Annotated in this window: 15 protein-coding genes; 8 read left to right on the forward strand and 7 right to left on the reverse strand. The window is 64.5% G+C overall.

The annotated features are described in order from the left end of the window. The first annotated feature begins 55 nt into the window (after positions 1 to 55). Positions 56 to 2,176 (forward strand): TonB-dependent receptor family protein, encoded by a 2,121-nt coding sequence (locus Q5Z11_RS00130; RefSeq protein ID WP_405051632.1) that lies wholly within the window; start codon positions 56 to 58, stop codon positions 2,174 to 2,176. A 269-nt stretch (positions 2,177 to 2,445) separates the two neighbouring features. Continuing rightward, positions 2,446 to 2,769: a hypothetical protein gene (locus tag Q5Z11_RS00135; RefSeq protein ID WP_303750102.1), complete on the forward strand. Its 324-nt coding sequence runs from the start codon at positions 2,446 to 2,448 to the stop codon at positions 2,767 to 2,769. 369 nt (positions 2,770 to 3,138) lie between these two features. Here the strand turns inward: Q5Z11_RS00135 and adhP are convergent, their stop codons facing one another. Together adhP and adh are read right to left on the reverse strand one after the other, a co-directional pair. Next, positions 3,139 to 4,167: an alcohol dehydrogenase AdhP gene (gene adhP / locus Q5Z11_RS00140; RefSeq protein ID WP_303748145.1), complete on the reverse strand. Its 1,029-nt coding sequence runs from the start codon at positions 4,165 to 4,167 to the stop codon at positions 3,139 to 3,141. A gap of 109 nt (positions 4,168 to 4,276) precedes the next feature. Then, a complete protein-coding gene (gene adh, locus Q5Z11_RS00145; RefSeq protein WP_303748146.1) occupies positions 4,277 to 5,806 on the reverse strand; it encodes an aldehyde dehydrogenase in 1,530 nt (509 codons plus the stop codon). Positions 5,807 to 6,049: 243 nt separating this feature from the next. On the opposite strand from adh, the gene Q5Z11_RS00150 reads away from it, so the two are divergent. Further along, on the forward strand, positions 6,050 to 7,909 hold the full coding sequence (locus tag Q5Z11_RS00150) for a sigma-54-dependent Fis family transcriptional regulator (RefSeq protein WP_303748147.1): 1,860 nt from the start codon (positions 6,050 to 6,052) through the stop codon (positions 7,907 to 7,909). A gap of 204 nt (positions 7,910 to 8,113) precedes the next feature. Here the strand turns inward: Q5Z11_RS00150 and eda are convergent, their stop codons facing one another. Together eda and Q5Z11_RS00160 are read right to left on the reverse strand one after the other, a co-directional pair. Beyond that, entirely contained in the window at positions 8,114 to 8,752 is a 639-nt protein-coding gene (gene eda, locus Q5Z11_RS00155; protein ID WP_303748148.1) for a bifunctional 4-hydroxy-2-oxoglutarate aldolase/2-dehydro-3-deoxy-phosphogluconate aldolase, read from the reverse strand. Then, positions 8,739 to 9,761, reverse strand: a complete 1,023-nt coding sequence (locus Q5Z11_RS00160) for a sugar kinase (RefSeq protein WP_303748149.1) — start codon at positions 9,759 to 9,761, stop codon at positions 8,739 to 8,741. Before Q5Z11_RS00160 ends, eda begins: the two co-directional genes overlap by 14 nt. A gap of 273 nt (positions 9,762 to 10,034) precedes the next feature. Between Q5Z11_RS00160 and Q5Z11_RS00165 the strand changes: the two genes are divergently transcribed. The 4 genes from Q5Z11_RS00165 to Q5Z11_RS00180 all read left to right on the forward strand — a co-directional run bounded on the left by Q5Z11_RS00165 (position 10,035) and on the right by Q5Z11_RS00180 (position 21,360). Further along, positions 10,035 to 12,803, forward strand: a complete 2,769-nt coding sequence (locus Q5Z11_RS00165) for a TonB-dependent receptor (RefSeq protein WP_303748150.1) — start codon at positions 10,035 to 10,037, stop codon at positions 12,801 to 12,803. 209 nt (positions 12,804 to 13,012) lie between these two features. Beyond that, on the forward strand, positions 13,013 to 16,183 hold the full coding sequence (locus Q5Z11_RS00170; protein WP_303748151.1) for a TonB-dependent receptor: 3,171 nt from the start codon (positions 13,013 to 13,015) through the stop codon (positions 16,181 to 16,183). Between the two features lie 78 nt (positions 16,184 to 16,261). Beyond that, positions 16,262 to 17,323 (forward strand): pectate lyase, encoded by a 1,062-nt coding sequence (gene pelA, locus Q5Z11_RS00175; protein ID WP_303748152.1) that lies wholly within the window; start codon positions 16,262 to 16,264, stop codon positions 17,321 to 17,323. Between the two features lie 248 nt (positions 17,324 to 17,571). Beyond that, positions 17,572 to 21,360 (forward strand): LamG-like jellyroll fold domain-containing protein, encoded by a 3,789-nt coding sequence (locus Q5Z11_RS00180; protein WP_303748153.1) that lies wholly within the window; start codon positions 17,572 to 17,574, stop codon positions 21,358 to 21,360. A 170-nt stretch (positions 21,361 to 21,530) separates the two neighbouring features. Here Q5Z11_RS00180 and Q5Z11_RS00185 read toward each other — a convergent pair whose 3' ends face one another. The 3 genes from Q5Z11_RS00185 to Q5Z11_RS00195 form a co-directional block, all read right to left on the reverse strand. Beyond that, positions 21,531 to 22,121 carry a cysteine dioxygenase family protein gene (locus Q5Z11_RS00185; RefSeq protein WP_303748154.1) on the reverse strand — a complete coding sequence of 197 codons (591 nt, stop codon included), beginning with the start codon at positions 22,119 to 22,121 and terminating at the stop codon, positions 21,531 to 21,533. Between the two features lie 56 nt (positions 22,122 to 22,177). Next, positions 22,178 to 23,782 carry a carboxylesterase/lipase family protein gene (locus tag Q5Z11_RS00190; protein ID WP_303748155.1) on the reverse strand — a complete coding sequence of 535 codons (1,605 nt, stop codon included), beginning with the start codon at positions 23,780 to 23,782 and terminating at the stop codon, positions 22,178 to 22,180. Positions 23,783 to 23,857: 75 nt separating this feature from the next. Beyond that, positions 23,858 to 24,856, reverse strand: a complete 999-nt coding sequence (locus Q5Z11_RS00195; protein ID WP_303748156.1) for an alpha/beta hydrolase — start codon at positions 24,854 to 24,856, stop codon at positions 23,858 to 23,860. Between the two features lie 140 nt (positions 24,857 to 24,996). Here Q5Z11_RS00195 and Q5Z11_RS00200 point away from each other — a divergent pair, with 140 nt between their 5' ends. Next, a complete protein-coding gene (locus tag Q5Z11_RS00200; RefSeq protein WP_303748157.1) occupies positions 24,997 to 25,824 on the forward strand; it encodes a 2-keto-4-pentenoate hydratase in 828 nt (275 codons plus the stop codon). Positions 25,825 to 25,840: the final 16 nt, after the last annotated feature.

Below are 25,840 nucleotides of genomic sequence, written 5' to 3' on the forward strand. Positions count from 1 at the left end.
AACTTCAGCGCGCGGGGCGATGACGCTGCCTGCGTGGATCGGAGATGATGGCCGGATGCGTACTTGTAATCGTTTTTTGGCGTTTTTCGGGCTGATGCTGGCATTGCCGGCGCTGGCCGACGAGTTGCCCACCGCAACGCTGGATCGGGTGCAGGTCCAGGCCGCCAAGGTCCACGCGGTGGATGATTTCGACCTGCCCGCTTCCAGCACCACGCTGGCGCTGGACGCCGACGGCAATGGCCGTGGCGCGCAGCTGTCCGAAGTGTTGGGCGCGGTGCCCGGGCTGCTGGCACGGGATCGGCAGAACCTTGCACAGGACACCCAATTGTCGCTGCGCGGCTTTGGTGCCCGCTCCACCTTCGGCGTGCGCGGGGTGCGGCTGCTGCTCGATGGAGTGCCGGCGACCATGCCCGATGGCCAGGGCCAGCTCTCGCACTTCAACGCGTTCGGCGCCGACCAAGTGGAGGTGCTGCGCGGGCCGTTCTCGGCGCTGTACGGCAATTCCTCCGGCGGCGTGCTGCAGCTGTGGAGCACGGACGGGCAGGACGGCGATCCGTGGCGGCTGCGCAGCAGTTACGGCAGCAATGGCAGCTCCAGCACCGGTGTGCAGCTCAAAGGGCTGGCCGGGGCCATGCACTACAACGTGGCAGCCAACCATTTCCGTACCGACGGCTGGCGCGAGCACAGCACGGCCCGGCGTGAATCGGTGAATGCGCGGCTGGGCTTTGATCTGGCGGCCGGCCAGCGACTGGAACTGCTGTTCAACGGCTTTGATGCACCGCATGCGCAGGACCCCTTGGGCCTGAGTCGCGAGCAGGTGCGCGAGAACCCGCGTCAGGCCACCGCTGTCGCCACCCAGTACAACACCCGCAAGTCGGTGCGGCAGACACAGCTCGGTGCGGTCTACAGCGCCGAGCGTGATCAACAGGCCTGGCGGTTGATGGGCTATGCCGGGCAGCGCGCGGTGGAGCAGTTCCTGGCGATCCCGCCGGGGCCGCAGAACAGTCCCCTGCACTCGGGCGGGGTGATCGACCTGGACAGCGATTACGGCGGCGTGGACGCGCGCTGGGCCTGGCATGGGCAACTGGGCGGCAAGCCGCTGGAGCTGGTGATCGGTGCAAATGCCGACCGGCAGCAGCAGCACCGCACCGGCTATGAGAACTTCATTGGCAGCACCTTGGGTATCAAGGGCCGGCTGCGCCGCGACCAGAACGACCGCGTGCAGAACATCGACCAGTTCGCGCAGGCCTGGTGGCAGTTCAGCCCGCGCTGGTCGGCATTGCTGGGTGCGCGCCATAGCGAAGTGCAGTTCCGTTCGCGCGACCGCTACGTCACTGCCAGCAACCCCGACGACAGCGGCAGCCGTGATTACTCGGCGACCACACCGGTGGCGGGCCTGGTGTTCCGTGCCAGCGATGATCTGCGTTTTTATGCCTCGGCCGGGCGCGGTTTTGAAACGCCGACCTTCAACGAGCTGGGCTACCGCGCCGATGGCGGCGCCGGCTTGGCGCTGGATCTGGCCGCCGGCAGCACCCGCAATTACGAGATCGGCAGCAAATGGCGGGCGCAGAGCGGTGCGCGGCTGGAGCTGGCCTTGTTCCGTGCCGACAGCGACGACGAGCTGGCGGTGGCGACCAACAACGGCGGCCGCAGCAGCTACCGCAACATCGGCGCGACCCGGCGGCAAGGTGTCGAGCTGAGCTGGCAGCAGCCGATTGCCACCGACCAGCAGCTGCAGCTGGCCTATACCTGGCTGCAGGCCAGCGTGCGGGATGCCTACCTGACCTGCACCGGCCTGCCCTCGCCCTGCACCCAGCCAAACAATCTGGTGGCGGGCGGCACCAGATTGCCGGGCGTGCCACGCCAGCAGTTGTTCGCACGCTGGCAATGGCAGCCGGGGCCGTGGCAGTGGGCGGCCGAAGTGGTGGCCGCCAGCGACATCGGCGCGAACGATCTGGGCAGCGCCAACGCAGCCGGCTATGCCCTGCTGAACCTGGAGATGGCGCGGCAATGGGCCACCACACGCGGGCCGCTGCGCGCCTTCGCCCGTGTGGATAACCTGCTGGACCAGCGCTACATCGGCTCGGTGATCGTCAATGACGGCAACCAGCGCTATTACGAGCCAGGCCCGGACCGTGGCTTCACCCTTGGCCTGCAGTGGCAATGGGCGCGGTGAGCGGCTTCACCGCAAGCTGAGCGCGCGCCCTTGCCCCCTCCCTTTGCCGCAGGCAAGGGGAGGGCTGGGGAGGGGTGCTTTTGCTTTTGCGTCCGCCTCTGCTTTGCCGTCGCACCCAGCCCAACAACCATCTAAACACCCCGCTCACCCCCACCTAACAGCACCGGGCGTATCTGTGAGCGCCCAACTGGGAGGGTTGTGCCATGTACCGCCCCGATCGCATCGAGCATCCCGCTGCGCCAACCTTGTTTGCCGCCGATCCCACGCTGATGCGTCGCGGCCGGCTCAGGCGCAGCCAACATGCGGCTGACGAAGTGGCGCAGGATTTCGTGCAGTACAGCCTGGATGACTATGCGCGGCGCCGTCGTGGCGCGCGTGGCTGGCTGGATCTGCAGCCGGCTTATGCGTTCGCGCTGGCCACACATGCGGCGGACTGGCCACGTGGCAGCGGTGATACCGACGTCGAGCTGGCCGAGCATTGGGAACAGGCACGCGGCGGCTCGCGGCTGCGCTGGGAACAGGTACGGGATCTGGTCGAAGACGCATGGCTGGCGCTGGACCGCATGCCGGTGGCAGCGGTGCATGCACGCTAGTCGAAACGTGGGGAAGCTTTTGTAGGAGCGGCGTCAGTCGCGAAGCTGGCAATGCTTGGCTACCGATGGGTATGTAATCTGGAGGTGCATGAGCTCTTGCGGCTTCGCCGCACCCTCTCCTGCCTTCGGCACTCCTGCTTTTTGTAGGAGCGGCGTAAGCCGCGAAGCTAGTAATGCCTCGCTACCGACTGGTATGCAACCTGACTGTGCGTGAGCCTAGCGGCTTCGCCGCTTCCCCTCTCCTGGCTTCGGCATCCTCTCCCGCAAGGGGAGAGGAGGAAAGCCACAGCCAAAGCCAAAACCAAAACCCTCAAAAGCAATCCAGCCAGCACACCCCGGGGGAGGTGCGGATGTGCTGGCCGGTTGCGATCAGGCGTTGAAGTCCAACACCACGCGCCCTTCAATCGCACCTGCATGCATGCGCTTGAACACGTCGTTGATGTTCTCCAGCTTGTCGGTGCTCACCGTCGCGGCGACCTTGCCATCGGCAGCGAACTGCAGCGATTCCTGCAGGTCCAGGCGAGTGCCAACGATGGAGCCACGCACGGTGATGCCGTTGAGCACCATGCCGAAGATGTCCAGCGGGAAGTCACCCGGTGGCAGGCCGTTCAAGGACACCGTGCCGCCACGCCGCACCATGCCCAGTGCCTGTTCGAAGGCCTTGGGCGATACCGCCGTCACCAGCGCGCCATGCGCGCCGCCGATTTCCTTCTTCAGGAAGGCCGCCGGATCAGTGTTGCGGGCATTGACGGTGATGCTGGCACCCAAGCGCTTGGCCAGGGCCAGCTTGTTGTCGTCGATATCCACCGCGGCCACGTTCAAGCCCATCGCCTTGGCGTACTGCACCGCCATGTGGCCGAGGCCGCCGATACCTGAGATCGCCACCCAGTCGCCGGGCTTGGTGTCGGTGACCTTCAAGCCCTTGTAGACGGTGACACCCGCGCACAGGATTGGCGCGATCTCGACGAAACCCACTTCCTTGGGCAGCAGGCCGACGTAGTTGGCGTTGGCCAACGCGTACTCGGCGAAGCCGCCGTTCACCGAATAGCCGCTGTTCTGCTGCGCTTCGCACAGGGTTTCCCAGCCGCCCAGACAGTGCTCGCAATAGCCACAGGCCGAATACAGCCACGGAATGCCGACGCGGTCGCCTTCCTTGATGTGGGTAATGCCTGCACCGACCGCAACGACATGGCCGACGCCTTCGTGGCCGGGAATGAACGGGGGATTGGGCTTCACCGGCCAGTCGCCTTCGGCGGCGTGCAGGTCGGTGTGGCAGACGCCACAGGCCTCGATCTTGACCAGGATGTCGCCCGCGGCCGGACGCGGCACGGTTACTTCTTCAATCACCAGCGGCTTGCCGAATTCGCGGACCACGGCCGCCTTCATCGTCTTGTCCATCAATCGATCTCCTTTGCGGGGGATAAGTCCAGCTTGGCGCCAAGCCAGGCCTGGCGCCTTGATCCAGATCACGCCCGGCCAGTTGCGGCCGGGCGGATCCGCTCTAGGTTCAGAAGAAGCCCAGCTTTTTCGGCGAGTAGCTGACCAGCAGGTTCTTGGTCTGCTGGTAATGGTCGAGCATCATCTTGTGGTTCTCGCGGCCGATGCCCGACTGCTTGTAGCCACCGAACGCGGCATGTGCCGGATAGGCGTGATAGCAGTTGGTCCACACCCGCCCGGCCTGTATCGCACGGCCCATGCGGTACAGGCGTGAAGCATCGCGGCTCCACAGGCCGGCACCGAGGCCGTACAAGGTGTCGTTGGCGATCTCCAGCGCTTCCTCTTCGGTCTTGAAGGTGGTCACCGACACCACCGGCCCGAAGATCTCTTCCTGGAACACGCGCATCTTGTTGTGGCCCTTGAACACCGTCGGCTTCACATAGAAGCCATCGGCCAGATCGCCACCGAGCTGGTTCTGCTCGCCACCGATCAGCACTTCGGCGCCCTCGGCCTTGCCGATCTCGATATAGGACAGGATCTTCTGCAACTGCTCCTGCGAGGCCTGCGCGCCCACCATGGTGTTCGGGTCCAGCGGATTGCCCTGCTTGATCGCCGCTACCCGCGCCAGGGCGCGCTCGATGAACTTCTCGTAGATCGACTCCTGGATCAGCACCCGCGACGGGCACGTACAGACCTCGCCCTGGTTGAAGGCGAACATCACGAAGCCTTCCACCGCCTTGTCGAGGAAATCATCGTCCTCGGCCATCACGTCGGCGAAGAAGATGTTCGGTGACTTGCCGCCCAGCTCCAGCGTCACCGGGATCAGGTTCTGGCTGGCGTACTGCATGATCAGCCGACCGGTGCTGGTCTCGCCGGTGAAGGCGATCTTGGAGATGCGCGGGCTGCTGGCCAGCGGCTTGCCGGCTTCCAGGCCGAAGCCGTTGACGATATTGAGCACGCCCGGCGGCAGCAGGTCGCCGATCACTTCCATCAACACCAGGATCGAGGCCGGGGTCTGCTCGGCTGGCTTCAGTACCACGCAGTTGCCGGCGGCCAGTGCCGGTGCCAGCTTCCACGCCGCCATCAGCAGCGGGAAGTTCCACGGGATGATCTGCCCGACCACGCCCAGCGGCTCGTGGAAGTGATAGGCCACGGTGTCGTTGTCGATCTGTGACAGGCTGCCTTCCTGCGCGCGCAGGGCACCGGCGAAGTAACGGAAATGATCGGCCATCAACGGCACGTCGGCGTTGAGCGTCTCGCGGATCGGCTTGCCGTTGTCCCAGGTTTCGGCATGGGCAATCAGCTCGAGGTTTTCCTCGATGCGATCAGCAATGCGGTTGAGGATGTTGGCGCGCTCGGTGGTCGAACGCTTGCCCCAGGCGTCTTTGGCTGCGTGCGCGGCGTCCAGCGCCAGCTCCACGTCTTCGGCGTTTGAGCGCGCCACCTGGGTGAAGACCTTGCCGGTGACCGGCGTGGTGTTGTCGAAATACTGGCCACTGCGCGGGGTCACCCATTCACCGCCGATGTAGTTGCCATAGCGGGCTTTGAACAGGGACTGCGGTTCGGTGGCATGCGGTTTGGCGGACAGGACTGCGTTCATCTGTGGAATCTCCGGTTCAGCGGTGTGTGGGCCGCGTGTGTGGCGGTGGCTACAACAGGCGCAAGAGCGATGCCAAGTTCCGCCTGTTGCGTTGCGACACGATGAAAATCCACTGGCGGCGGAAATCCACGCGCAGATTTGCTGCGCTGCGAAACGGCAGGTGATTGCAGCGCCCGTCCGGGTGTGGTGTTAATCGGAACAGTGGTTTGAACAGCTGTCGCAAAATGCGACACAGGAGCGCTCATGGCACTGGCACTGCAACATCGCGTGGGCAACGCCCGCCGCTCGTTCTTCGAGCGCGGCACCACGCCCGTGGGCACCGTGCCCGACACCATCCTGCAGTCCTGGCGGCGCTGCCAGCGCAGCGGCCTGCTGGTGGATGCCGAGCCTGCGCTGGAACCCCTGCCCGGGCACAACCTGCGCGAACTGCGCGAGCGCCATGAACGCTTGTGGCGATTGGCGCGCGCTGAACTGGATGGCTTGGCCGCACACACCGCCAGCACCGGCAGCATCGTGCTGCTTACCGATGAGAGCGGCTGGATCCTCAATGCCGAGGGCAGCGCTGGCTTCCTCGACAAGGCTGGACGCGTGGCCTTGATGCCGGGCGTGTGCTGGAGCGAGTCAGCCGTCGGCACCAATGCGATCGGTACCGCGATCGTCGAGGGCCGCGCGGTTGAGGTGCGCGGCGGCGAACACTTCTACGCACCGCACGGCATCCTCAGCTGCTCGGCCATGCCCATCCACGATCCGCACGGGCAATTGGCCGGCGTACTCGACATCAGCGGGCCTGCCAGCGTGCAGCAGATGCATGCGATGGGCCTGGCGCGGTTGGCCGCCAACCGCATCGAGCACCGCTTCTTCGAGAACGGCCTGGGCGATTGCGAACTTTTGCGCCTGCACCATGACCGCACCTTGCTGGGTACTGCGGGCGAAGCCGTGCTCGGTTTCCGCAATGGTCGCCTGGTCGCAGCCAATGGCGTCGGCCTGCACCTGTTCGGCCTGGAGCGTGGCGACATCGGCCGCGCGTCGTATGAAGCACTTTTCGAGATGCCGCTGTCGCGGATGCGCGATGAAGGCATGTTGCAGGATCGCAGCGGTCGGGTGCTGCATGGCCAGCTGGATGCACCAGTACCTGCATCCCGCACGCGGTCAACCAGCGCCGCGCCACCGCTGTCACGACCGATGCCAAGCACGGTCGCTGCACCTGCCGTGGTGTTCGATGCCACCCAGCGCGAACAACTGCTGCGTGCCGGCCGCGTGTTGGAAGCGGGCCTGCCGGTACTGCTGCAGGGCGAAACCGGCACCGGCAAGGAAGTGGCGGCACGCGCGCTGCATGCACAAGGCAGCCGCAGCGGCAAACCCTTCGTTGCGGTGAACTGTGCAGCCCTGCCGGAAGGACTGATTGAAGCCGAGCTGTTCGGTTACGAGGAAGGCGCCTTCACCGGCGCGCGCCGACAAGGCAGCCAGGGCCTGCTGCGGCAGGCGCAGGGTGGCGTGTTGTTCCTCGATGAAATCGGCGACATGCCGCTGGCACTGCAGCCGCGCCTGCTGCGCGTGTTGCAGGATCGCGAGCTGTCACCGCTGGGTGGCGGAAAACCGGTCAAGCTCGACTTCATGCTGATCTGCGCCACCCACTGCGATCTGCAGCAGGCGATGGACGAAGGTCGCTTCCGTTCGGATCTGTACTACCGCATCGCCGATCACGTGATGCGGCTGTCACCGCTGCGTGAGGCGCAGGACCGCGCACAGCTGCTGCAGGCGATGTGGCAGCCGTTGGCGCAGGGGCGAGTGCTGAGTGTGGAGGCGGAGCGTGCGCTGGTCGCGTACGACTGGCCGGGCAATCTGCGCCAGCTTGCGGCGTGCCTGCGCACCCTGGTGGCGTTGACCGAGCCGGGTGCGGTGATTGATAGGGAATTGCTGCCGGAGTACCTGCATCAGGCTGCGCGACGCGTTGCTGCCGAGCCGGTGGTGGATGGCAGCCTGCAGGAACTGGCCTTGGATGTGATGCGGCAGACCTTGGCGGCCTGCGATGGCAATGTGAGTCTTGCGGCGAAGCGACTTGGGGTTAACCGCAGCACCTTGTATCGGCGGTTGAAGCTTTAAAGCTGAGCAACAGCAACAGCAACAGCAACAGCACCCCTCCCCGGCCCTCCCCTTCGCTGCGCGAAAGGGAGGGGGTATTTCCGGCGGCTTGCAGCATCCTGCGCAACTGCAGCTTCAGCCCCCTCCCTTTGCCGAAGGCAAGGGGAGGGCTGGGGAGGGGTAAGCTTTTGATCTTGATCGAATCCCCAATCCCCAATCCCAGCATCAACCCGGCAAAACAGCCGCAGCCCGCGCCAGCTTCTCAATCCCCGCCCAATCACGCGCCTGCAGCAGCTCACGCGTGGTCAACCACGAGCCACCTACGCACAGCACATTCGGCAGATGCAGGAACTGCGAAGCAGTCTGCGCGCTGATGCCACCGGTCGGGCAGAAGCGCACGTCACCAAACGGGCCATTCCAGGCGGACAACATGCCCACACCGCCAGCCTGCACAGCCGGGAAGAACTTGAACGTATCCAGCCCCTGCTCCAAACCGCGCATCAGTTCGGATGAAGTCGCAACGCCGGGCAGGAACGGCAGATCGGTATCGCGCGCCGCTGCATACAGCGTGTCGGTAGCGCCCGGCGACACCGCAAAACGACCGCCCACCGACTTCAGCTTCTCCATCTGCGCCGGGGTCAGCACGGTGCCGGCACCAACCACTGCATCCGGCACGGCCTCAACCATGGCCTTGATCGCATCCATCGCGTTTGCGGTGCGCAGGGTGACTTCGATCACCGGCAGTCCGCCGTTGAACAGGGCCTGCGCGACCTGCACCGCATCGTCGACATTGTCGGGGGTGAACACCGGAATCACCGGGGCCAGTTTGAGCACTGCGCGTACGCGCGGATCAGCGCCGGACATCGAACTTTCCTTCGCCCATCAGGGCCATGACGTCGGCAACGCCGACTGGGTTGAAATCACCGGGAATGGAATGCTTCAGGCAGCCAGCGGCGAGGCCGAAGCGGATCGTGGTTTCCGCATCCATGCCTTCGATCAGGCCGTGCAGCACGCCGGCTGCAAACGCGTCGCCGCCGCCGATGCGGTCGACGATATCGGTCAGCTCTTCGGCGGGTGCCAATGCACGGGTGCCATCACGGCCCAGCAGCATCGCGCCCAGCGAGTGGTGGCCGACGCTGTGCGCGGTGCGCTGCGTGCAGGCCATGTACTGCAGGCGCGGGAACGCGGCGAATGCCATTGCCGCGGCAGCATCGACGCGCGCCTGCGGTTCGGGCTGGTGGAATTCGCCGCCCAGCACCACACCGATGTCGCGGTAGTCGGCAAACACGATGTGCGCGCAGTCGAACAGGTCGCGCAGGATCGCCTTGGCGTCGCCGCCCCAGCGTTCCCACAGCTTGGGCCGGAAGTTGCCGTCGAAGGACACCTTGATGCCGCGCTCGTTGGCGGCGCGCGCGGCGGCCAGGGTCGCCTGCGCGGCTTCCAGGCCGAGGGCAGGACTGACCCCGGACAGGTGCAGCCACTGCGCGCCCTGCAGCAGCGCCGGCCAGTCATAGCTGTCGGCACGGGCGCTGGCAAAGGCGGAGTCGGCGCGGTCATAGACCACTTCGCTGGGCCGGTGGCCGGCGCCGGTGGTCAGGAAGTACAGGCCCATGCGGCCATCGCTGCGGCGCACGCGCGAGGTGTCGACGCCGTGACGGCGCAGTTCACCGGCTACCGCCGCACCCAGCGGGTTGTCGGCAACCACGCTGATCATCGCCACGTCGTGGCCGAAGTGCGCCAGCGACACGCCGACATTGGCCTCGGCACCGCCGGCATGCACGTCCAGCGTGGGCGACTGCAGCAGCAGTTGATTGCCGGGCGCGCCCAGGCGCAGCAGCAGCTCACCAAAACAGACAACACGGGGGGAAATCATCGCCATTCCTGTCTCCTCGTCGATCGGCGCGCATCATGGCACGGTTGATTGACTATCGGTGTCATTTGCTCGCCACTGTCCCTCCGGCTGCCCGTGTTACCGTCCCCTCATGTCCATCAGACAATGGTTTCCGCCCTGTTTGAGTCCTGCTGCACTGCAAGATGCTCCCTCTCCACACAGCTGTTACTTTCCGTTTTGACCAGCGGTGTCATCCAGCGCAAAGCACAAGCCGGAGCCACTGCATCGCTTGCAAACCTTGGAGAGGGGAAGCACATGAAACCAAGTAACTCGCAGAAAAAGACACCGGTTACCTTGCTCGCGTTGGGGATCAGTTTGGCGCTGCAGGCAGGCGTTGCCATGGCCCAGGATGCGTCCGCGCCGGCCACCGGCGGCACCGCTGCCACCGAACTGGATGCAGTGACCGTCACCGGTTACCGCGCCAGCGTGGAGAAGGCGCTGGACATCAAGCGCGGCGAAGCCGGCATTGTCGACGCCATCGTCGCCGAGGACATCGGCAAGTTCCCGGACAGCAACCTGGCCGAGTCGCTGCAGCGCATTCCCGGCGTGGTGATCACCCGTGATGGCGGCGAAGGCCGCAACATCTCGGTGCGTGGCCTGGGCCCGGACTTCACCCGCGTGCGTATCAATGGTCTGGAAGCACTGAGCACCGTCGGCAGCAGCGACGGCCAGGGCGGCACCAACCGTGGTCGCGGTTTCGATTTCAATGTGTTCGCCGCCGACCTGTTCACCCAGCTGATCGCGCGCAAGACCGCATCGGCTGATGTCGAGGAAGGTTCGCTTGGCGCCACCGTCGACCTGCGCACTGCGCGTCCGTTCGACTATGACGGCCTGACCATCGTCACCAACGTGCAGGCCTCGTACAACGATGCCTCCGAATCGGCGATGCCGCGCTTTGCCGGTTTGATCGCCAACAGCTGGGCCGATGGCAAGTTCGGCGCGCTGCTGTCGGTTGCCTACTCCGAGCGTGAAACGGTTGAGGAAGGCAGCGGCACCGTGCGTTGGGCTGGCGGCACCACCAATGGTGGTTTCAATGCTGCCTCGCCGTTCAAGGATGCCTTGAAGTCGGACGTGTACTCGCCGCGCTTCCCGCGTTACACGTTGACGGAACATGACCAGAAGCGTCTGGGCGTGACCGGTGCGCTGCAGTTCAAGCCCAGCGACCGCACCACCTTCAGCCTGGATGCGCTGTACTCCAAGATCGATGCCAAGCGCGATGAGAAGTACATCGAGGCCAATGGACTGAGCAAGTCCGATGCACTGGGCAAGCGAGAGATCATCGTCAAGAACGGCGAAGTGCGTAATGGCGCACTGGTCTATGCGGAAATGGACAACGTCGATATCCGCGCGGAAAACCGCCACGACGAATGGACCACCGAGTTCTACCAGCTCAGCCTGGACGGCGAACACCGCCTGACCGACAACTTCACCATCACCGGCAAGGTGGGTACCTCGCGCTCCAAGCATGAGAACCCGATCCAGGCCACCATCATGATGGACAAGCTCAACGTCGACGGTTACAGCTACGACTACCGTGGCAACCCGAACAAGCCGGTCTTCAACTACGGCGTCAGCCCGACCGATCCCACCGGTTGGACGCTGTCCACCATCCGTCTGCGCCAGAACTACGTCACCAATGATTTCGACAACGGCCAGCTGGAGTTCTCCTGGCTGATCGGTCCGTCCTTCACCCTGGAAGGTGGTATCCAGGCCAAGAATTTCAGCTTCGATTCAATGGAGCGCCGTCGCGTCGGCAACGAAACCACCGTGCCGAACTTCAGCAATGGCAGCAAGATCGTCCCGGTCAACATGACCGAGCTGGCCAGCCTCAACGGCATGTCCGGTTCGCCCGGCAAGTGGGTGGTACCGAACTTCAACGGCATCGCCAATGAGTTCGGTGTGCTCAGCGGCGAAGGCATCTATGCGTTGGCCGACTACGCCGCCAGCATCCGCAGCGTGCAGGAGCAGGACCGCGGTGGTTGGTTGATGGGCAAGTTCGGTTTCGACATCGGCTCGATTCCGTTCAGCGGCAACATCGGCGGGCGCTACGTCAAGACCAAGCAGACCTCGACCGGTATCGCCACGGCCAGCGGCACGCCGGTCAGCACCACGGTCAGCCGTGAGTACAACGACTTCCTGCCGTCCTTGAACGTGGTGGCGGAAATCACCCCCGACTTCCTGATCCGCTTCGGCGCCGCCAAGGTGATGTCGCGTCCGGGCCTGGGCAGCCTGACCCCGGGCGTCACCGTCAGCGTCAGCGGCAGTGCGCGCACCGTCAGCGGCGGCAACCCGACCCTGGACCCGATCCGCGCCAAGACCGCCGACCTCGGCTTTGAGTGGTACTTCTCCGAAGGTGCGATGGTGGGCGTCGGCCTGTTCTACAAGGACATCGAGAGCTTCATCCAGGCAACCCGCGAAAGCCGCGTGTATTCGACCAGCGGCCTGCCGGCGAGCCTGCTCGACAACCTCAACGCGACCGTCAATGACGAGTTCGTGTTCAGCACCCCGGTCAACACCCCCGGTGGTGACCTGACCGGCGTCGAGTTCAACTACACCCAGCCCTTCACCTTCCTGCCGGGCAAGTGGGCCAACTTCGGCACCCAGCTGAACTACACCTACGTTGACTCGAAGATCCAGTACGTGACCTCCACCGGCGTGATGGCACAGAAGGCCGACCTGACCGGCCTGTCGCGCAATTCCTGGAACGCCACCCTGTTCTACGAAGGGACCAACTGGTCGGGCCGCGTGTCGGCAACCAACCGCGATGATTACCTGATCCAGGTGCCGGGCACCGAAGTCGGCTTCGACAGCGCAGGCCTAGGCGTGCACGGCCAGAGCGGCACCACCTTCCTCGATGCGTCGATCCACTACCGCATCAGCGATCAGCTGGAAATCAGCCTGGAAGGCGCCAACCTGACCAACGAAGCACAGGAATCGTGGGTGTCCAACCCGTCGTTGTCGCTGCCGCTGGAATACAGCGAGACCGGTCGCCAGTTCACCCTGGGCCTGCGTTACAAGTTCTGATAGCCGCTGTTTGGCGGGGACCGGAGCGCACTCTCTCCGCAGCTCCGGCCCTGCTCTTTCACTCACCGCAGGCCATGGTCGACCCATGGCCTGACGGCTGTCCACGTGCGGCCGCAACGGCCCGACAGCACGTCTGAATCACTCGCCAGGGATATCCCCACACCCCTTCCAGTCCGCTTGATTCCCCGTCCGGGGAAGGAGCCCACCGCATGGATCGTAAGCGCCGTTTTGGAAAGACACCGGTTACCTTGTTGGCAACCGCCATTGCTTCGGTTTTGACTGCTCCCCTCGCCTTCGCCCAGTCCGCACCTGCGGCCGCCGAGGCCACCCAGCTGGATGCAGTGAATGTCACTGGCTACCGCCAGAGCCTGCAGAAATCGCTGGACGAGAAGCGTTACACCACCGAACAGGTGGACGCGATCTTCGCCGAGGACATCGGCAAATTCCCCGACCAGAATCTTGCCGAGTCGCTGCAGCGCATCGCCGGCGTATCGATTGATCGCGAAGGCGGCGAAGGCCAGCGCATCTCGATCCGTGGCCTGGGCGCGGATTTCACCCGCGTGCGCCTCAACGGCCTGGAAGCATTGGCCACCGCCGGCAACGGCAGCAGTGGCGTCAATCGCAGTCGAGGCTTCGATTTCAATACCTTCGCCTCCGAACTCTTCAGCCAGGTCAAGGTCAACAAGACCCAGTCGGCGCAGATGGATGAGGGCTCGCTGGGTTCGACCGTCGACCTGCGTGGTTCGCGTCCGTTCGACTTCGCTGGCTTCCAGGCCTCGGCCTCGGCGCAGGCCGGTTACGGCGAGCTGGCGGAAAAATTCGATCCGCGTTTCTCCGGCCTGATCAGCAATACCTGGGCCGATGGCCGCTTCGGCGCCTTGCTGTCGGGCTCGTACAGCAAGCGCAACGTCTACGAGGAAGGCTACAACCCGGTGCGTTGGGAGCACGGCAACCACCGCAACTCCAACCAGTCCACCGCCGCCAACAACGGCACCTACGGCTTCTGTTCGCCGGTGGGCTACAACCCGCAGACGCCACGTAATCCGGCCTCGAATGAAACCCCGGCCGGCAGTGGCAGCCAGGCCAACCAGGACCGCAACAACGGCTGGGGCAGCTATGGCATCAGTGCCACCCATTGCGGCAACGGTCTGCCGCGCCCGGCCAATACGCCGGAGAACATCGCCGCCTACGAGACCGCGACCAATGCCTGGATTCCGCGCTACCCGCGCTATATCCGCACCGCGCATGAGATCGAGCGGCTGGGTGTAACCGGCGCGTTCCAGTTCCGCGTTTCCGATGACACCTTGCTCAGTTTCGATGCGATGTATTCGAAGCTGGACAAGGAGCAGCGCGAAGATTCCATCGGCGCCAACCTGCACCGCGCCGCCAACCTCGGTGGCAAGACCCAGATCGTGGTGCGCGAGGCCGAAGTGGATGCGCAGAACCGCCTGGTCTACGGCGTGTTTGACAACGTCGATTTCCGCACCGAATCGAGCCTGATCGAGGAATCGACCACCTTCCAGCAATACAGCTTGAACCTTGAGCATCATTTCAACGACGCAGTGAAGCTGGAGGCTGTGCTCGGCCACTCCAGCTCGGATTACGAGCGCCCGGTGTTCTCGCTGGTGAGCTTCGACAACAGCAATGTCGATGGCTTCGTGATGGACATGCGCAACGGCGGCGACATGCCGAACATGACCCTGCCCTTCGCCTTGAACGACCCGGCGGCATGGTCGTGGCTTGGTTACGGTGCAGTGCCGGTCAACAGCAATGGCACCGCACGCGGCAGCAACATCAGCGAAGTGCGCTTGAACCCGAGCTACGTCAACAACGCCTTCGATACCGCCAAGATCGACCTGCAGTTCAACATCAATCCGACCTTCACCCTGCGTACCGGCCTTGCCTACAAGGACTACGACATGGAGTCGGAGGAGTACCGCCACATCAGCTACGGCCGCCTGGCCCAGGCCTTGCCGGCGGGCGTCACCGTCGGGGACCTGAGCACCACACTGACCGGCTTCGGCAAGAACCTGTCCGGTAATGTGCCCAGCGGTTGGCTGATACCGGATTTCGGCAAGATCGCCGAGCTGCTCAACATCAACTGCAATTGCGATACCGGCGTGCAGGGTGGCGATTACCGTCTGGCCGGCATCGGCCACTTCGGCGCTTCCAACAACAACTTCGAGGTCAATGAGCGCAGCCTCGGCGGCTACCTGCAATTGGACTTCAACACCGAGCTGTGGGACCGCGCCCTCCGCGGCAACCTCGGTGTGCGCGTGGTCAATACCCAGATCAGCGCCTCGGGCTGGGCGCCGTGCAACGCAGCCACATCGGGCAACAACTCGGCCAACTGCGAATCGTTCTTCGGTGTCGCCAGCGCGACGGCTGCCGCGGGTGAACGTTCGCTGGTGCGCTCGGTGGTCAACCACAGCTACCAGGACGTGCTGCCATCCTTGAACCTGGCCTGGGACGTGGCCGAGAACGTGGTGCTGCGTTTCGGCGCGGCCAAGACCATGGCACGACCGACCCTGGCATACCTGTCACCCAGCGTCAGCGGCGGCCCTACCGGTTACTTCGATGATGGCCGTGTGTTCGCGATCAACCTTGGCAATCCCAAGCTCGATCCGTTCCGCTCGACCAACTACGACCTGAGCGCGGAGTGGTACTTCGGTGATGGCGGCCTGTTGTCGGCTGCATTGTTCTACAAGGACATCGACAGCTACGTGCAGCGCACCCGCCTGCTGACCACCTGGGGCGACATGGGCTACTCGCTGGACCTGCTGCCGGCTGGCTTCACCGCCGACACCGTGTTCAACGTGCAGAGCTACTACAACACCCCGGGCGGCCCGCTGAAGGGCTACGAGTTGAGCTACCAGCAGCCGTTTACCTTCCTGCCCGGCATCTGGAGCAAGTTCGGCATCCAGCTCAACTACACGCACGTCGAGTCGAGCATCAAATACATGTTCAGCTCGGCCGGCAACAGCAATACCAGCATCACCACCACCTTCACCGACAACGACCTGGTCAACCTGTCGCCGAATTCGTACAACGCCACTTTGTACTATGACGATGGCAAGTTCAGCGCACGCGTATCCACCAGCTACCGAGACGGCTACATCGGGGAGATCCTCAGCCAGGAAAGCGTCTGGGACCTGGACGGCAACCAGTTCGCAACACCGGACGTGACCGGCAAGAACAGCGTGCGCAACGTCGACTTCAACATGTCGTACAAGGTCAACAAGAAGCTGTCGCTGACCTTCGAGGCGATCAACCTGCTCGACACGCCGGACCAGCGCTACGTGGACTCGGCGCTGCAGATGTCCGATCGCTACACCGTCACCGGTCGCCAGTACTACGTCGGCGCACGCTACAAGTTCTGAGATGAAGCATACGCACGGCCAATGCAATAACACCGGGATGCCAGCACGCTGGCGTCCCGGTGCATGCAGGAGAATGCGATGAGGCGATTATGGTTGTCGACCGTGCTGTTGATCGGTGCGGGCTGGAGCTTCCCGGCAGCGCATGCGGCCACGCCGCGCACCGAAGCAGAGGCCGAGAACATGTTGCTGCTGCAGACCGCCTCCGGCGGTTGGTCCAAGCAATATCAGGGCAAGGCGGTGGATTACCAGCACGTGTTCAGCGCCGACGAGCGCACGGCGTTGCAGGCCCCGGATCGGCTGGATGACGCCAATATCGACAACAAGTCGACCACGCGTGAGATCCGCCATCTGCTGCAGGTATGGAAAGACACCGGTAACGCTGCTTACCTGAGCGCCGCACAGCGCGGCGTGGACTATCTGCTGGCCGCGCAATACGCCAATGGCGGCTGGCCGCAGTACTACCCCGAGCGCTCGTTGTACCGCCACCAGATCACCTTCAACGACGACGCGATGACCCGCGTGCTGGACCTGCTGCAGGACATCGCGGAAGGCGCACCTGCGGTTGCCGGGTTGCCGTCCGACTATCGGGGCAAGGCCAATGCAGCCCTGCAGCGCGGTTTGCAGAACGTATTGGCCACGCAGGTACGCATGGATGGCCGGCTTTCCATCTGGGCCGCGCAATACGACGAGGTCAGCCTGCAACCGGCCAAGGCGCGTTCCTACGAACTGCCATCGCTTGCCGTATCCGAGTCGGTAGGCGTGCTGCGGCTGTTGATGCGCCAGCCCGAGCCTTCACCGCAGGCCATCGAAGCCATCGAAGCCGGCCTGCAGTGGCTGCAGGCCAATGCCTTGCCAGATCTGGCGATGCGCAAGGTCGAGGCACCGCAGCAGCCCAGTGGCAAGGACGTGCTTGTAGAACCTTTGGCAGGCGCACGGCTGTGGGCGCGCTTCTACGATCTGGAACAGGGACGGCCGATGTTCGTCAATCGCGAGGGCGAGCGTGTGGCGCGCTTCGCGGATATTCCGAACGAACGCCGGGTAGGTTATGCCTGGTATGGCGTGTGGCCAGAGCAGTTGCTGGTGCGGGAGTGGCCGAAGTGGGCGCAGCGGCATGGGCGGAAGATGCCGGAGCGAACGTGAAGTCTGACCCTTCTCCCTCCGGGAGAAGGTGGCCCGAAGGGCCGGATGAGGGTGAGGGCGAAGCCCACGCAATCCTGCATTGCGGATGTGCTCGACCCTCTCCCCAACCCCCGCACCGCGCCCCGGCCCTCGCGCCAGCGCAAGGGCGTTCGTAGCGGCGCGAACCTTTGGTTCGCGAGCGCCCCTTCTCACCCCGGAGGGAGAGGGGCTTAAGCAAGGCAGTCAACCGATTTGGAACGAGTTAGACAATGAACCAGAAAACCGTGTTGCGTCCCACCCATCTCGCCTGCGTGCTGGGCCTGCTGTTGGCACCGCTGAGCGCAGTCGCGCAGTCGCCTGAGCTGTTGTTCCGCGTATCGGCGGACAAGGGCTTCGTCGCCGACAGCGCAGGTGGCGATGCCACGCCGAACTTCCAGGACAAGGTCAGCCTTGTCGATGATGGTGCGCATGGTCGTGCGATCCAATGGCAGGACGATGGCGTGCTGTCGTGGAATGCGCCCGGCAACATCCAGGCCGAGCGCGGCACCCTGTCCTTCTTCTGGCGCTCGCGTTACGCAGTGGGCGAAACCCCGTTCGTGATCTTCCGTGTCGGCTACGCCGACCACAGCAGCTGGGACATGGCGTGGCTGCGCATCGACTGGAACGGGCACGGCTTCGATGCTTTTGTCACCGATGCCAACCTGGCCCGCACCCGCGTCTCGTTCAAGCTCGACAAGAATCCATCGCCCGAGCAATGGCAGCACATCGCCTTTGCCTGGGACGAGGACAAGGGCGTCAAGCTGTTCGTCGATGGCCGTGAAGTCGCGCAGGCGGCAACCACCGGCGACTACGACGCAGCGCTGGACCAGCTCGGCCTCGCTGGCCGGGTGATGGCGCCCTACCAGGTGCAGAGCCGCTACAACTTCCTGCGTGGCAGCGACTTCGACGAGATCCGCGTCTATGACCGCATGCTCGATGGCGCCGGTGTGGCCGCGCTTGCGCGCAATGCCGAGCCGCGCAGCGCCGAGAGCGGCAGCGCCTCGCAGCGCGCCTGGTGGCACCGTTATGGCTGGGAAGGTGCCGCACCGCCGGTACTGAGCGCGCCGACCACAAGCATTCGCAAGGTCGAGTTCGCCGATGTAAAGGACAAGCTGCAATGGATGTGGAAAGGCACCGACGGTATTGCCGAAACCACCTGGCCCGGCGTCTATAACCGCTCGCGCCTGCCCGGCCGCAATGATTACTTCCAGCTGCCGGACTGGAATACCTATGTTGAAGGTGGTCAGCAACTCGACCTGACAGTTCCCGAAGGCGAGCACATCAATCGCATCGAGATCCGCGGCGCCGCCTACGGCGAGCTGAAAGGCACGGCCGGCACTTTGTTCAAGCGTCCGCAAGGCGTGGTGCGCAGCGTCGACAGCTTCGCCGACCAGGTCGGTGGCGCGCTGCATTTCCACAACACCGCGCAGGAAACGCCGATCCAGGAGATCTGGGGCTACCAGGTCAGCGACGCGGCCGAGCCGGAGGGCACGGTCAAGCAGCGCTATCAGATCGACAGCAGCGTATTGCCGGATTACACCAACATCGCAAGCCTGCGCGACTACATCGACGGCCGCTTCGCGCCGGATGAGCGCAGCACGGTGATGGCGCTGCCCAAGGGCGCAGGCTCGCGCAAGCGCGCTGCCGACAGCCTGCCGGCCAAGCCGATGCCGATCGTGCACGTGCTGATTCCATCCGGCGTCGGCGACGCACCGGCCGCACAGCCACTGATCCGCAGCTGGGCGCACAGCTGGGAGAACATGTACGACGGCCTGGATGGCGTGGCGATCGATATTCCCGCGCTGGACCTGCCGGCTACGCATGACGGTCTGATCCCGCTGAACATCCGCATCAAGGACCCGATCTGGCCGGCGCGCGACATGATCGATGTCTCGGTGTCGGTGAAGCCGGGTGAAGCACGCACGCTGTGGCTGGACCTGCGCGACCGTATCCTCACCGCCGACAGCCTGTGGATCTCGGTGGCCTCGGCTGCGCCCGGCTTCAATGCCTCATCACTGGACGGCGCCGAAGTGCGGCTGGTGTTCAAGGAACGCAAGGAGGCGATCAAGCAGCACGTCGCAGATCGCTTCAACCAGGTGCGTGACAACTGGGGCTTCCTGGTCGAGGAGCACACCACCTCCAAGCGCCAGCGGCTGTACTCGCGCGTCTATGCCGATCTGAGTGATCTGCTGAGGGTCGATCCGGACCATGAGTTGGGCCGCCTGTATTGGAATTACATCAGCTACAACAGCCAGGGCAAGCCGCCGTTCGAGCAGCCGCAGGCGCCGAAGGGCGTGCCGTTGTGGGCGTTCCGCCAGGTTGAAGACCTGAAGTACGTGCGCCGCTTTGTCGACTGGTGGATCGAGAACCGTCAGGTCGCCTATGGCGATTTCGGCGGCGGCATTTCCGACGACAGCGACCTGACCCAGCAGTGGCCGGGACTGGCATTGATGGGCGTGGAGCCCGAGCGCCTGAACCGCTCGCTGACCGCACTCTCCGATGCGGTTTATCGCAACGGCATGTTCTCCAATGGCCTGAGCACCATCGAGACTGATGAGCTGCACGCCTACGAGGAGGGCATCAACACCAACAGCGCGATGCTCTACCTCAACTGGGGCGATCCGCTCACCGTCGAGCGCCTGATGGAGACGGTGAAGGCCTTCGACGAGCACATCATCCTGCGCAACCCGCAGGGCAATCTGCTGTTCTCCAGCAACTGGTTTGGTGGCAACAAGGTTTACCGCGAACCGAACTGGCAGTGGCAGAAACCGTATTCGTTCCCGGCGCTGCATCCGGCCTTCCTGATGGGCGAGTACAACGCCGATCCGACTGGCCGCAAGCTGGTCACCGGCTTGGCTGATGGTTATCTGGCCCACGCCTACAACGACGACAAGGGCCGCTTCACCCTGCCCAACGAGATCAACTGGGCCACCGGCAAGACCCGCGGCGGCGAGTTGAACCAGGGCTCGGGCAGCGGCGATCTGATGCACACCTTCTGGGCCGCGTGGCGCTGGACTGGCGATGCCAAGTACCTGCAGGCGCTGGACTACCGCGTAGTGCGCGGCGGGCCGGGCGTACTGTCCAACCTCGGCGAGAATTACGTCGATGTGCTGGGCAGGCAGCAGGACTGGGGCAAGCAGCTGGTGGCCGATGCCGACAAGGGCGGCAGCGGCTTCGCCGCGATCAGCGCCTGGCAGCAGACCGGTGACAAGAAGTACCTGGAAACGCTGCACGCCGACGGCATTCAGGCCAAGGCGCAGCGCGAGTACATGAACACCGAGGGCCACTGGTGGAGCGACCGCGTCGAAGCCCCGAGCGAGTTCCTGCAGCGCCTGCGACTGGGCGGCATTGGTTTGAAGCGCAACCAGAGCTGGCCGGGGCATACCGTCAGCTGGCAGTTCGCCCAGCCGGATGGTGCCGAGCAGGTCGCCCTGCTGGTGCATGCGCCGTCACGGGAGCGCTTCAAGGTGATTGCCTACAACCTTGGCAATACGCCGCTGGACGCGACCATGACCGGCTGGAACATCGCCGCCGGTACCTGGCGGATCCGCAGTGGCGTGGATCGCGATGGTGATGATGTGATCGACGGCAAGGCGGAGGTTCGCGAGGTGCTGCTGGAGAAGAGCGTCGGCACCCAGCTGCGATTCGCGCCGAAGCAGAGCCAGGTAATCGAGTTCGAGCTGGTGACGCCGGGCACGCCGGTGGAGACGCGCGCGGACCTGGGCATTGGTCGCGGCGACCTGAAGATCGACGGCGAGCGTGTGCTGTTGACCGTGCACAGCCTGGGGCATGTCGGGACTGGCGTTGGCTATGCGGTGTTGGAAGATGCGCGCGGTCGTGAAGTTGCGCGGGTTGCAGTGCCTGCATTGGAAGCGCCGTCGGATCTGTCGCCGCGGACGACGACGGTGGAGCTGGTGATGCCGGCCGGGTTCAAGCGCGAGGGAGCGAATGTGCGGGTTGGTCTGGATGGGGATGGGGCTGAGGTGACGAAGCTAAATAATCGCTTGCCGCTGCAGTGATTGTTCAAGCCCCTCTCCCAAAGGGAGAGGGGCTTTGCTTGCGGTAGTGCCGAGCCATGCTCGGCAGAGGCTTTACCGGTAATGCCTCTTGCCGAGCATGGCTCGGCACTACCGGCGTTGGTTGGATTATCGGCTTCGCGGCTTACGCCGCTCCTACAAAAGCCGCCGGCTCACGCGTCCAGCCCCAGCTCTTTGCACTCACGCGCATACCAGCGTGGCGCATCATCGATCGGCTGGAATACGTGGCTGCGCTCCATCACGCGCTGGTAGACGTGCACCGAGATCGCAATCCGGTCGGTGTCGCTGTTGCGCAGCGTGTGGAATTCATCGGGTGGAATCAGGTTGCCTGCACTGCCTTTGCAGCCCAGCAGGCAATCGCGTGGTGCAAACCGGTAACGCTCACCATCGCGCTCCAGCATGCGGTACGGGGTGATCTCCAAGCTGCCCTGCCATACGCCCTCCACGCACCACAGGCCATCGTGGTCGTGCAGCGGCGTGCCCTGCCCCGGCCCCCAGGTCATGGCGATGATGCTGTAGCCATGTTCCGGGCTGCGGTAGATCTCGCGGCGTGCGTAGTGATCGTGCACGGGGGCGTGCACGCAGGCGGGCAGCACGATCTGCGGATCGCGGATGGCGCGTTCCAGCACGGCCTGCACCTGGGCGACCGTGCTGTGGGTATCGCTGGCCTGCAAGGCGGCGTCGATACCGTCCAGCAGGCGCTGACGGCCGGCGAATTCGGGATGCGGCGATTGCAAATTCATCGCTGCAGTCTAGGCAAGGCAGGTAAAGATTCCGTTGAAACTATCTGCCGGCGAGCTCAGAAGGTACCGCGCTGGATGAAGGGCGCCTGCTGGTAGAGACGACGTTCGCCGCCGCGCGGGTCGTCCATCTGCCGGCTTTGTGTGTCGAACAGCATCGTTTGTCGGCGTTCCAGTCCGTATTGCTGCCAATGCGGCAGACCGGCGTGGTTGGGATCGCCGCTTCGCGCGAAGGCCAGCAAGGCATCACTCATCGTGTCGGCAAGCTGTTGCATCGCCGCACCGTTGCCGGTGCGGGAACCGGGCTGGGTGTTGTTGTGGAACACCAGCGGGATGTCCAGGGTGTGGAAGGCACGCAGCTTGGCGGCGTCGCCATCACGGTCATAGCCATCCAACTGGTACGCCCAGGTGGGTGCGCCCTGGCGCGCACGTGCTTCCAGTTCTTCGACCGCACCGCGCCAGGAGCGGCCGGCGGTGGTGGCGGCGAAGAACACGTCCGACGGCGTGTACTGCGGATACAGGCGGCGGTACTCGGCAATCACCACCGACGGCAACAGATCCACGTATTGCTGGGCTTCGAGCTTGGCTGGCAATTCCTCCCAGCTCAGTTCGAAATTCTTCGGATCGTTGCCGAGGAAGGCGCGGGTTTCGTCGTGGGTATTGCCGATCACCATCGGGATGGTCGCCGATTGCTGCGGCGCCTGCGGCCAGAACGGATGCACCGGCAGGTTGCGCGCATCCAGCACCGGGCCGACGTAGAGGCTGCTGTTCTCCACGCGCGAGGGGTCGCGCACTTTCACTGCCTCCAGCAGTTGCTGCATCGGCATGCGCCGCAATGCCTCGGGATCGGCCTTGAGGTGATCGAGCACCAGCTGCGCGCGTTGTGTGGCCGCGCGCGGGCCGGCGGCGGTGGCCTGCTGGCCGCTCATCGTCCAGGCGCGGTGGAACAGGCCCTTGGCTGCCGGCATCGCCATAAGCGTGGCGATCTTGGCGCCGCCGCCGGATTGGCCGAACACGGTGACGTTGTCGGCATCACCGCCAAATTCGGCGGCGTGCTGGCGCACCCACTGCAGCGCCTGGATCAGGTCGAGCTGGCCGACATTGCCGGAGTCCTTGAAGGTCTCACCGCCGAGCTGGGCCAGATACAGGTAGCCGAACAGGTTGAGGCGGTGATTGACCGTCACCACCACCACGTCGCCGCGTCGGCTCAAGTTGCCGCCGTCGTAGAGCGGGTCGCTGCCGGAGCCGTTGTTGTAGGCGCCGCCGTGGATATAGAACAGGATCGGCCGCTTGCCGCCGTCGCGCAGTGCTGGCGTCCACACGTTGAGGTAGAGGCAGTCCTCGCTGCCCGGGCCTTCGCTGCCGGTTTGTGGAGCAGCTGCGGCGTAATCGAGCGCATCGCGTATGCCGCGCCAGGCTTGCTCCTGCAGGGCGGACTGGAAGCGGCGTGGCGCGGTGTCGGCGCCGTAGGGGATGCCGCGGAACACGTGTGTGCCGGCTTCGGTCTGGCCGGCCAGGCGGCCGCTGCGGATGCGGACGATCGGGCTGCTGCCGGTGTTGGCCCAGCTGGTGTTGCTGAGTGTGGCAAGGCTGGTTGCTGCGGCCAGCAGGGTGGTTTGCTGGAGGAAGCTGCGGCGGGCGGGGTTGTTTGGGGTTTGCGGCATGGTGGTGTCCTGGGGTGGTGGGGATTGGGCGCGCTTTGCCCTCTCCCCAACCCCTCTCCCGGAGGGAGAGGGGCTTTAAAGGCTGGGTTTGGGCTGGATTGGCTGTTGCGATGCCATCCAGCTCAGGGCCAGTTGTGGCCATGCCGCTGTTGTCAGGCCCACTGTGCCGCGTGTGCCGAAGCCGTGGCCGCCGTGTGGGAACAGGTGCATTTCGCTGCTTACCTTTGCACTGCGCAGGCTGTTGTAGAACAGGAGGCTGTTGCCTACCGGTACTACCTCGTCATCGGCGGCATGCAGCAGGAAGGTCGGCGGTGTGTCGGCGCGGACCTGCAGCTGCATCGAGTATTGCTGCAGCAGTTCGTCGTTGGGCGCGCTGCCGAGCAGGCGATCGCGTGAGCCTGTATGCACGTCGTCGCCGCGCATCGTGATGACCGGGTACATCAGCAATTGGAAGTCGGGACGTGCGCTCTCAGCATCGATTGCGTCGCCGTGTGGATAGACATTGCGGTCAAAGCCATTGCCCAGCCGCGCAGCCAGATGTCCGCCGGCGGAGAAACCCATCGTGCCGATGCGCTGCGGGTCCAGGCCCCATTCCTTGGCGCGGTGGCGGATCAGCCGCAATGCACGCTGCGCATCGGCGAGTGCCGCTTCACGGTCGGTACGGCCTTCGCCGGGTAGCCGGTAGCGCAACACGAACAGGGTTACTCCACCCTGCTCCACCAGTGCCGGCACCAGTGCCGTGCCTTCCTTGTCCAGCACGACGCGCTGGTAGCCGCCGCCGGGGATCACCAGCAAGGCGCTGCCATTGGGCTTGGCCGGACGATACGCCACCAGATACGGCGCGCTGACATGGTCGGTATAGCGGTCAGGCAAGGCGGGGTCGCTGCTGCGTTCGACGATGCGCTGTGCTTGTGCCAGCGGCTTGTCCCCCGGTGCCATGCCCTGCGGCCATAGCGCGATACGGTCGGGTGACGTCGCTGCGGGTTCACCATCGGTGGCGGCCAATACGGTTGCCGGGAGCAATCCGACAAAAGCGGCGAAAGCCAGTTGCAGCAAGGGTTTCAAACGGATCATGGGCGTAGCGGTCAGGTCTTGGCTGAGGGCGTGGTACAGCTTCTGGTGCAGTGCACATTGTCAGATGACACCGGTTTACCTTATACAGCCAGTCACAGCACTGTCGATGGGCAGTGCAGCAAAGTCACCAGGAGACGCACTTGAGCAACGACCAAGGCAGCCAGCCGCAGGCGCCAGCCGCGCTGGACGAGATTGCCCGCACTTTTGTGGAAGCACGCCGCGATGGCCGCTCGCTTCCGGATTTCCCCGGTGCGATTCCGGACGACCTGGTCACCGCCTATCAGGTGCAGGATCTGGCGATCGGCCGCTGGGATGACAGCGTGGTCGGCTGGAAGGTCGGCTATATCGCCGCCGAACGCCGCGACAGCTCCGGCGACGACCGCCTGCTCGGCCCGATTTTCAAACGCAATCTCTGGAATGCCACCGGTAGCATTGTGGAGATCCCGGTATTTGAGGCTGCTGGCGGCTTCGCCGCGGTGGAGGCCGAGTACGTGCTGGAACTGCTGGCCGATGCACCGGCCGACAAGCTCGACTGGACCCCGGAAGAAGCCGAAGCGCTGCCGGCCAAGCTCTACATCGGCGTGGAAGTGGCCAGCAGCCCGTTGAAGACCATCAATATCCTTGGTCCGCGCGTGGTGGTGTCCGACTTCGGCAACAACAACGGCCTGGTGCTGGGCGGCGAAGTGCCGAACTGGACCCGCTGCGATGAGCCGGAACTGCGTGCGCAGACCGAGATCGACGGCATCGTGGTCGGCACCGGTGGCGCCACCACCCTGCCCGGCGGCCTGCGCGCGGCCTATGCCTTTGCACTGTCGCGTTCGGCCAAGCGTGGTCGGCCCTTGAAGAAGGGCGAGCTGATCGCTACCGGCAATGCCACCGGCATCCACGACATCGCAGTGGGCCAACAGGCATTGATTCGCTTCGCCGGTTACGGCGACATTTCCTGCAAGGCCGTGCCAGCCGGGTAATCCCGGCGGCCACGGT

Source organism: Stenotrophomonas sp. 610A2 (genome assembly GCF_030549615.1).
Classification (GTDB): domain Bacteria; phylum Pseudomonadota; class Gammaproteobacteria; order Xanthomonadales; family Xanthomonadaceae; genus Stenotrophomonas; species Stenotrophomonas pigmentata.

Bases quoted from the DNA above. Each gene is read 5' to 3' on its own strand.
- Q5Z11_RS00195 (WP_303748156.1), bottom strand. From the start codon at position 24,856: ATGATCCGTTTGAAACCCTTGCTGCAACTGGCTTTCGCCGCTTTTGTC.
- eda (WP_303748148.1), bottom strand. From the start codon at position 8,752: ATGTCCGGCGCTGATCCGCGCGTACGCGCAGTGCTCAAACTGGCCCCG.
- Q5Z11_RS00160 (WP_303748149.1), bottom strand. From the start codon at position 9,761: ATGATTTCCCCCCGTGTTGTCTGTTTTGGTGAGCTGCTGCTGCGCCTG.
- Q5Z11_RS00150 (WP_303748147.1), top strand. From the start codon at position 6,050: ATGGCACTGGCACTGCAACATCGCGTGGGCAACGCCCGCCGCTCGTTC.
- Q5Z11_RS00185 (WP_303748154.1), bottom strand. From the start codon at position 22,121: ATGAATTTGCAATCGCCGCATCCCGAATTCGCCGGCCGTCAGCGCCTG.
- Q5Z11_RS00180 (WP_303748153.1), top strand. From the start codon at position 17,572: ATGAACCAGAAAACCGTGTTGCGTCCCACCCATCTCGCCTGCGTGCTG.
- Q5Z11_RS00170 (WP_303748151.1), top strand. From the start codon at position 13,013: ATGGATCGTAAGCGCCGTTTTGGAAAGACACCGGTTACCTTGTTGGCA.
- Q5Z11_RS00165 (WP_303748150.1), top strand. From the start codon at position 10,035: ATGAAACCAAGTAACTCGCAGAAAAAGACACCGGTTACCTTGCTCGCG.
- Q5Z11_RS00130 (WP_405051632.1), top strand. From the start codon at position 56: ATGCGTACTTGTAATCGTTTTTTGGCGTTTTTCGGGCTGATGCTGGCA.
- Q5Z11_RS00190 (WP_303748155.1), bottom strand. From the start codon at position 23,782: ATGCCGCAAACCCCAAACAACCCCGCCCGCCGCAGCTTCCTCCAGCAA.
- adhP (WP_303748145.1), bottom strand. From the start codon at position 4,167: ATGGACAAGACGATGAAGGCGGCCGTGGTCCGCGAATTCGGCAAGCCG.
- Q5Z11_RS00135 (WP_303750102.1), top strand. From the start codon at position 2,446: ATGCGTCGCGGCCGGCTCAGGCGCAGCCAACATGCGGCTGACGAAGTG.
- adh (WP_303748146.1), bottom strand. From the start codon at position 5,806: ATGAACGCAGTCCTGTCCGCCAAACCGCATGCCACCGAACCGCAGTCC.
- pelA (WP_303748152.1), top strand. From the start codon at position 16,262: ATGAGGCGATTATGGTTGTCGACCGTGCTGTTGATCGGTGCGGGCTGG.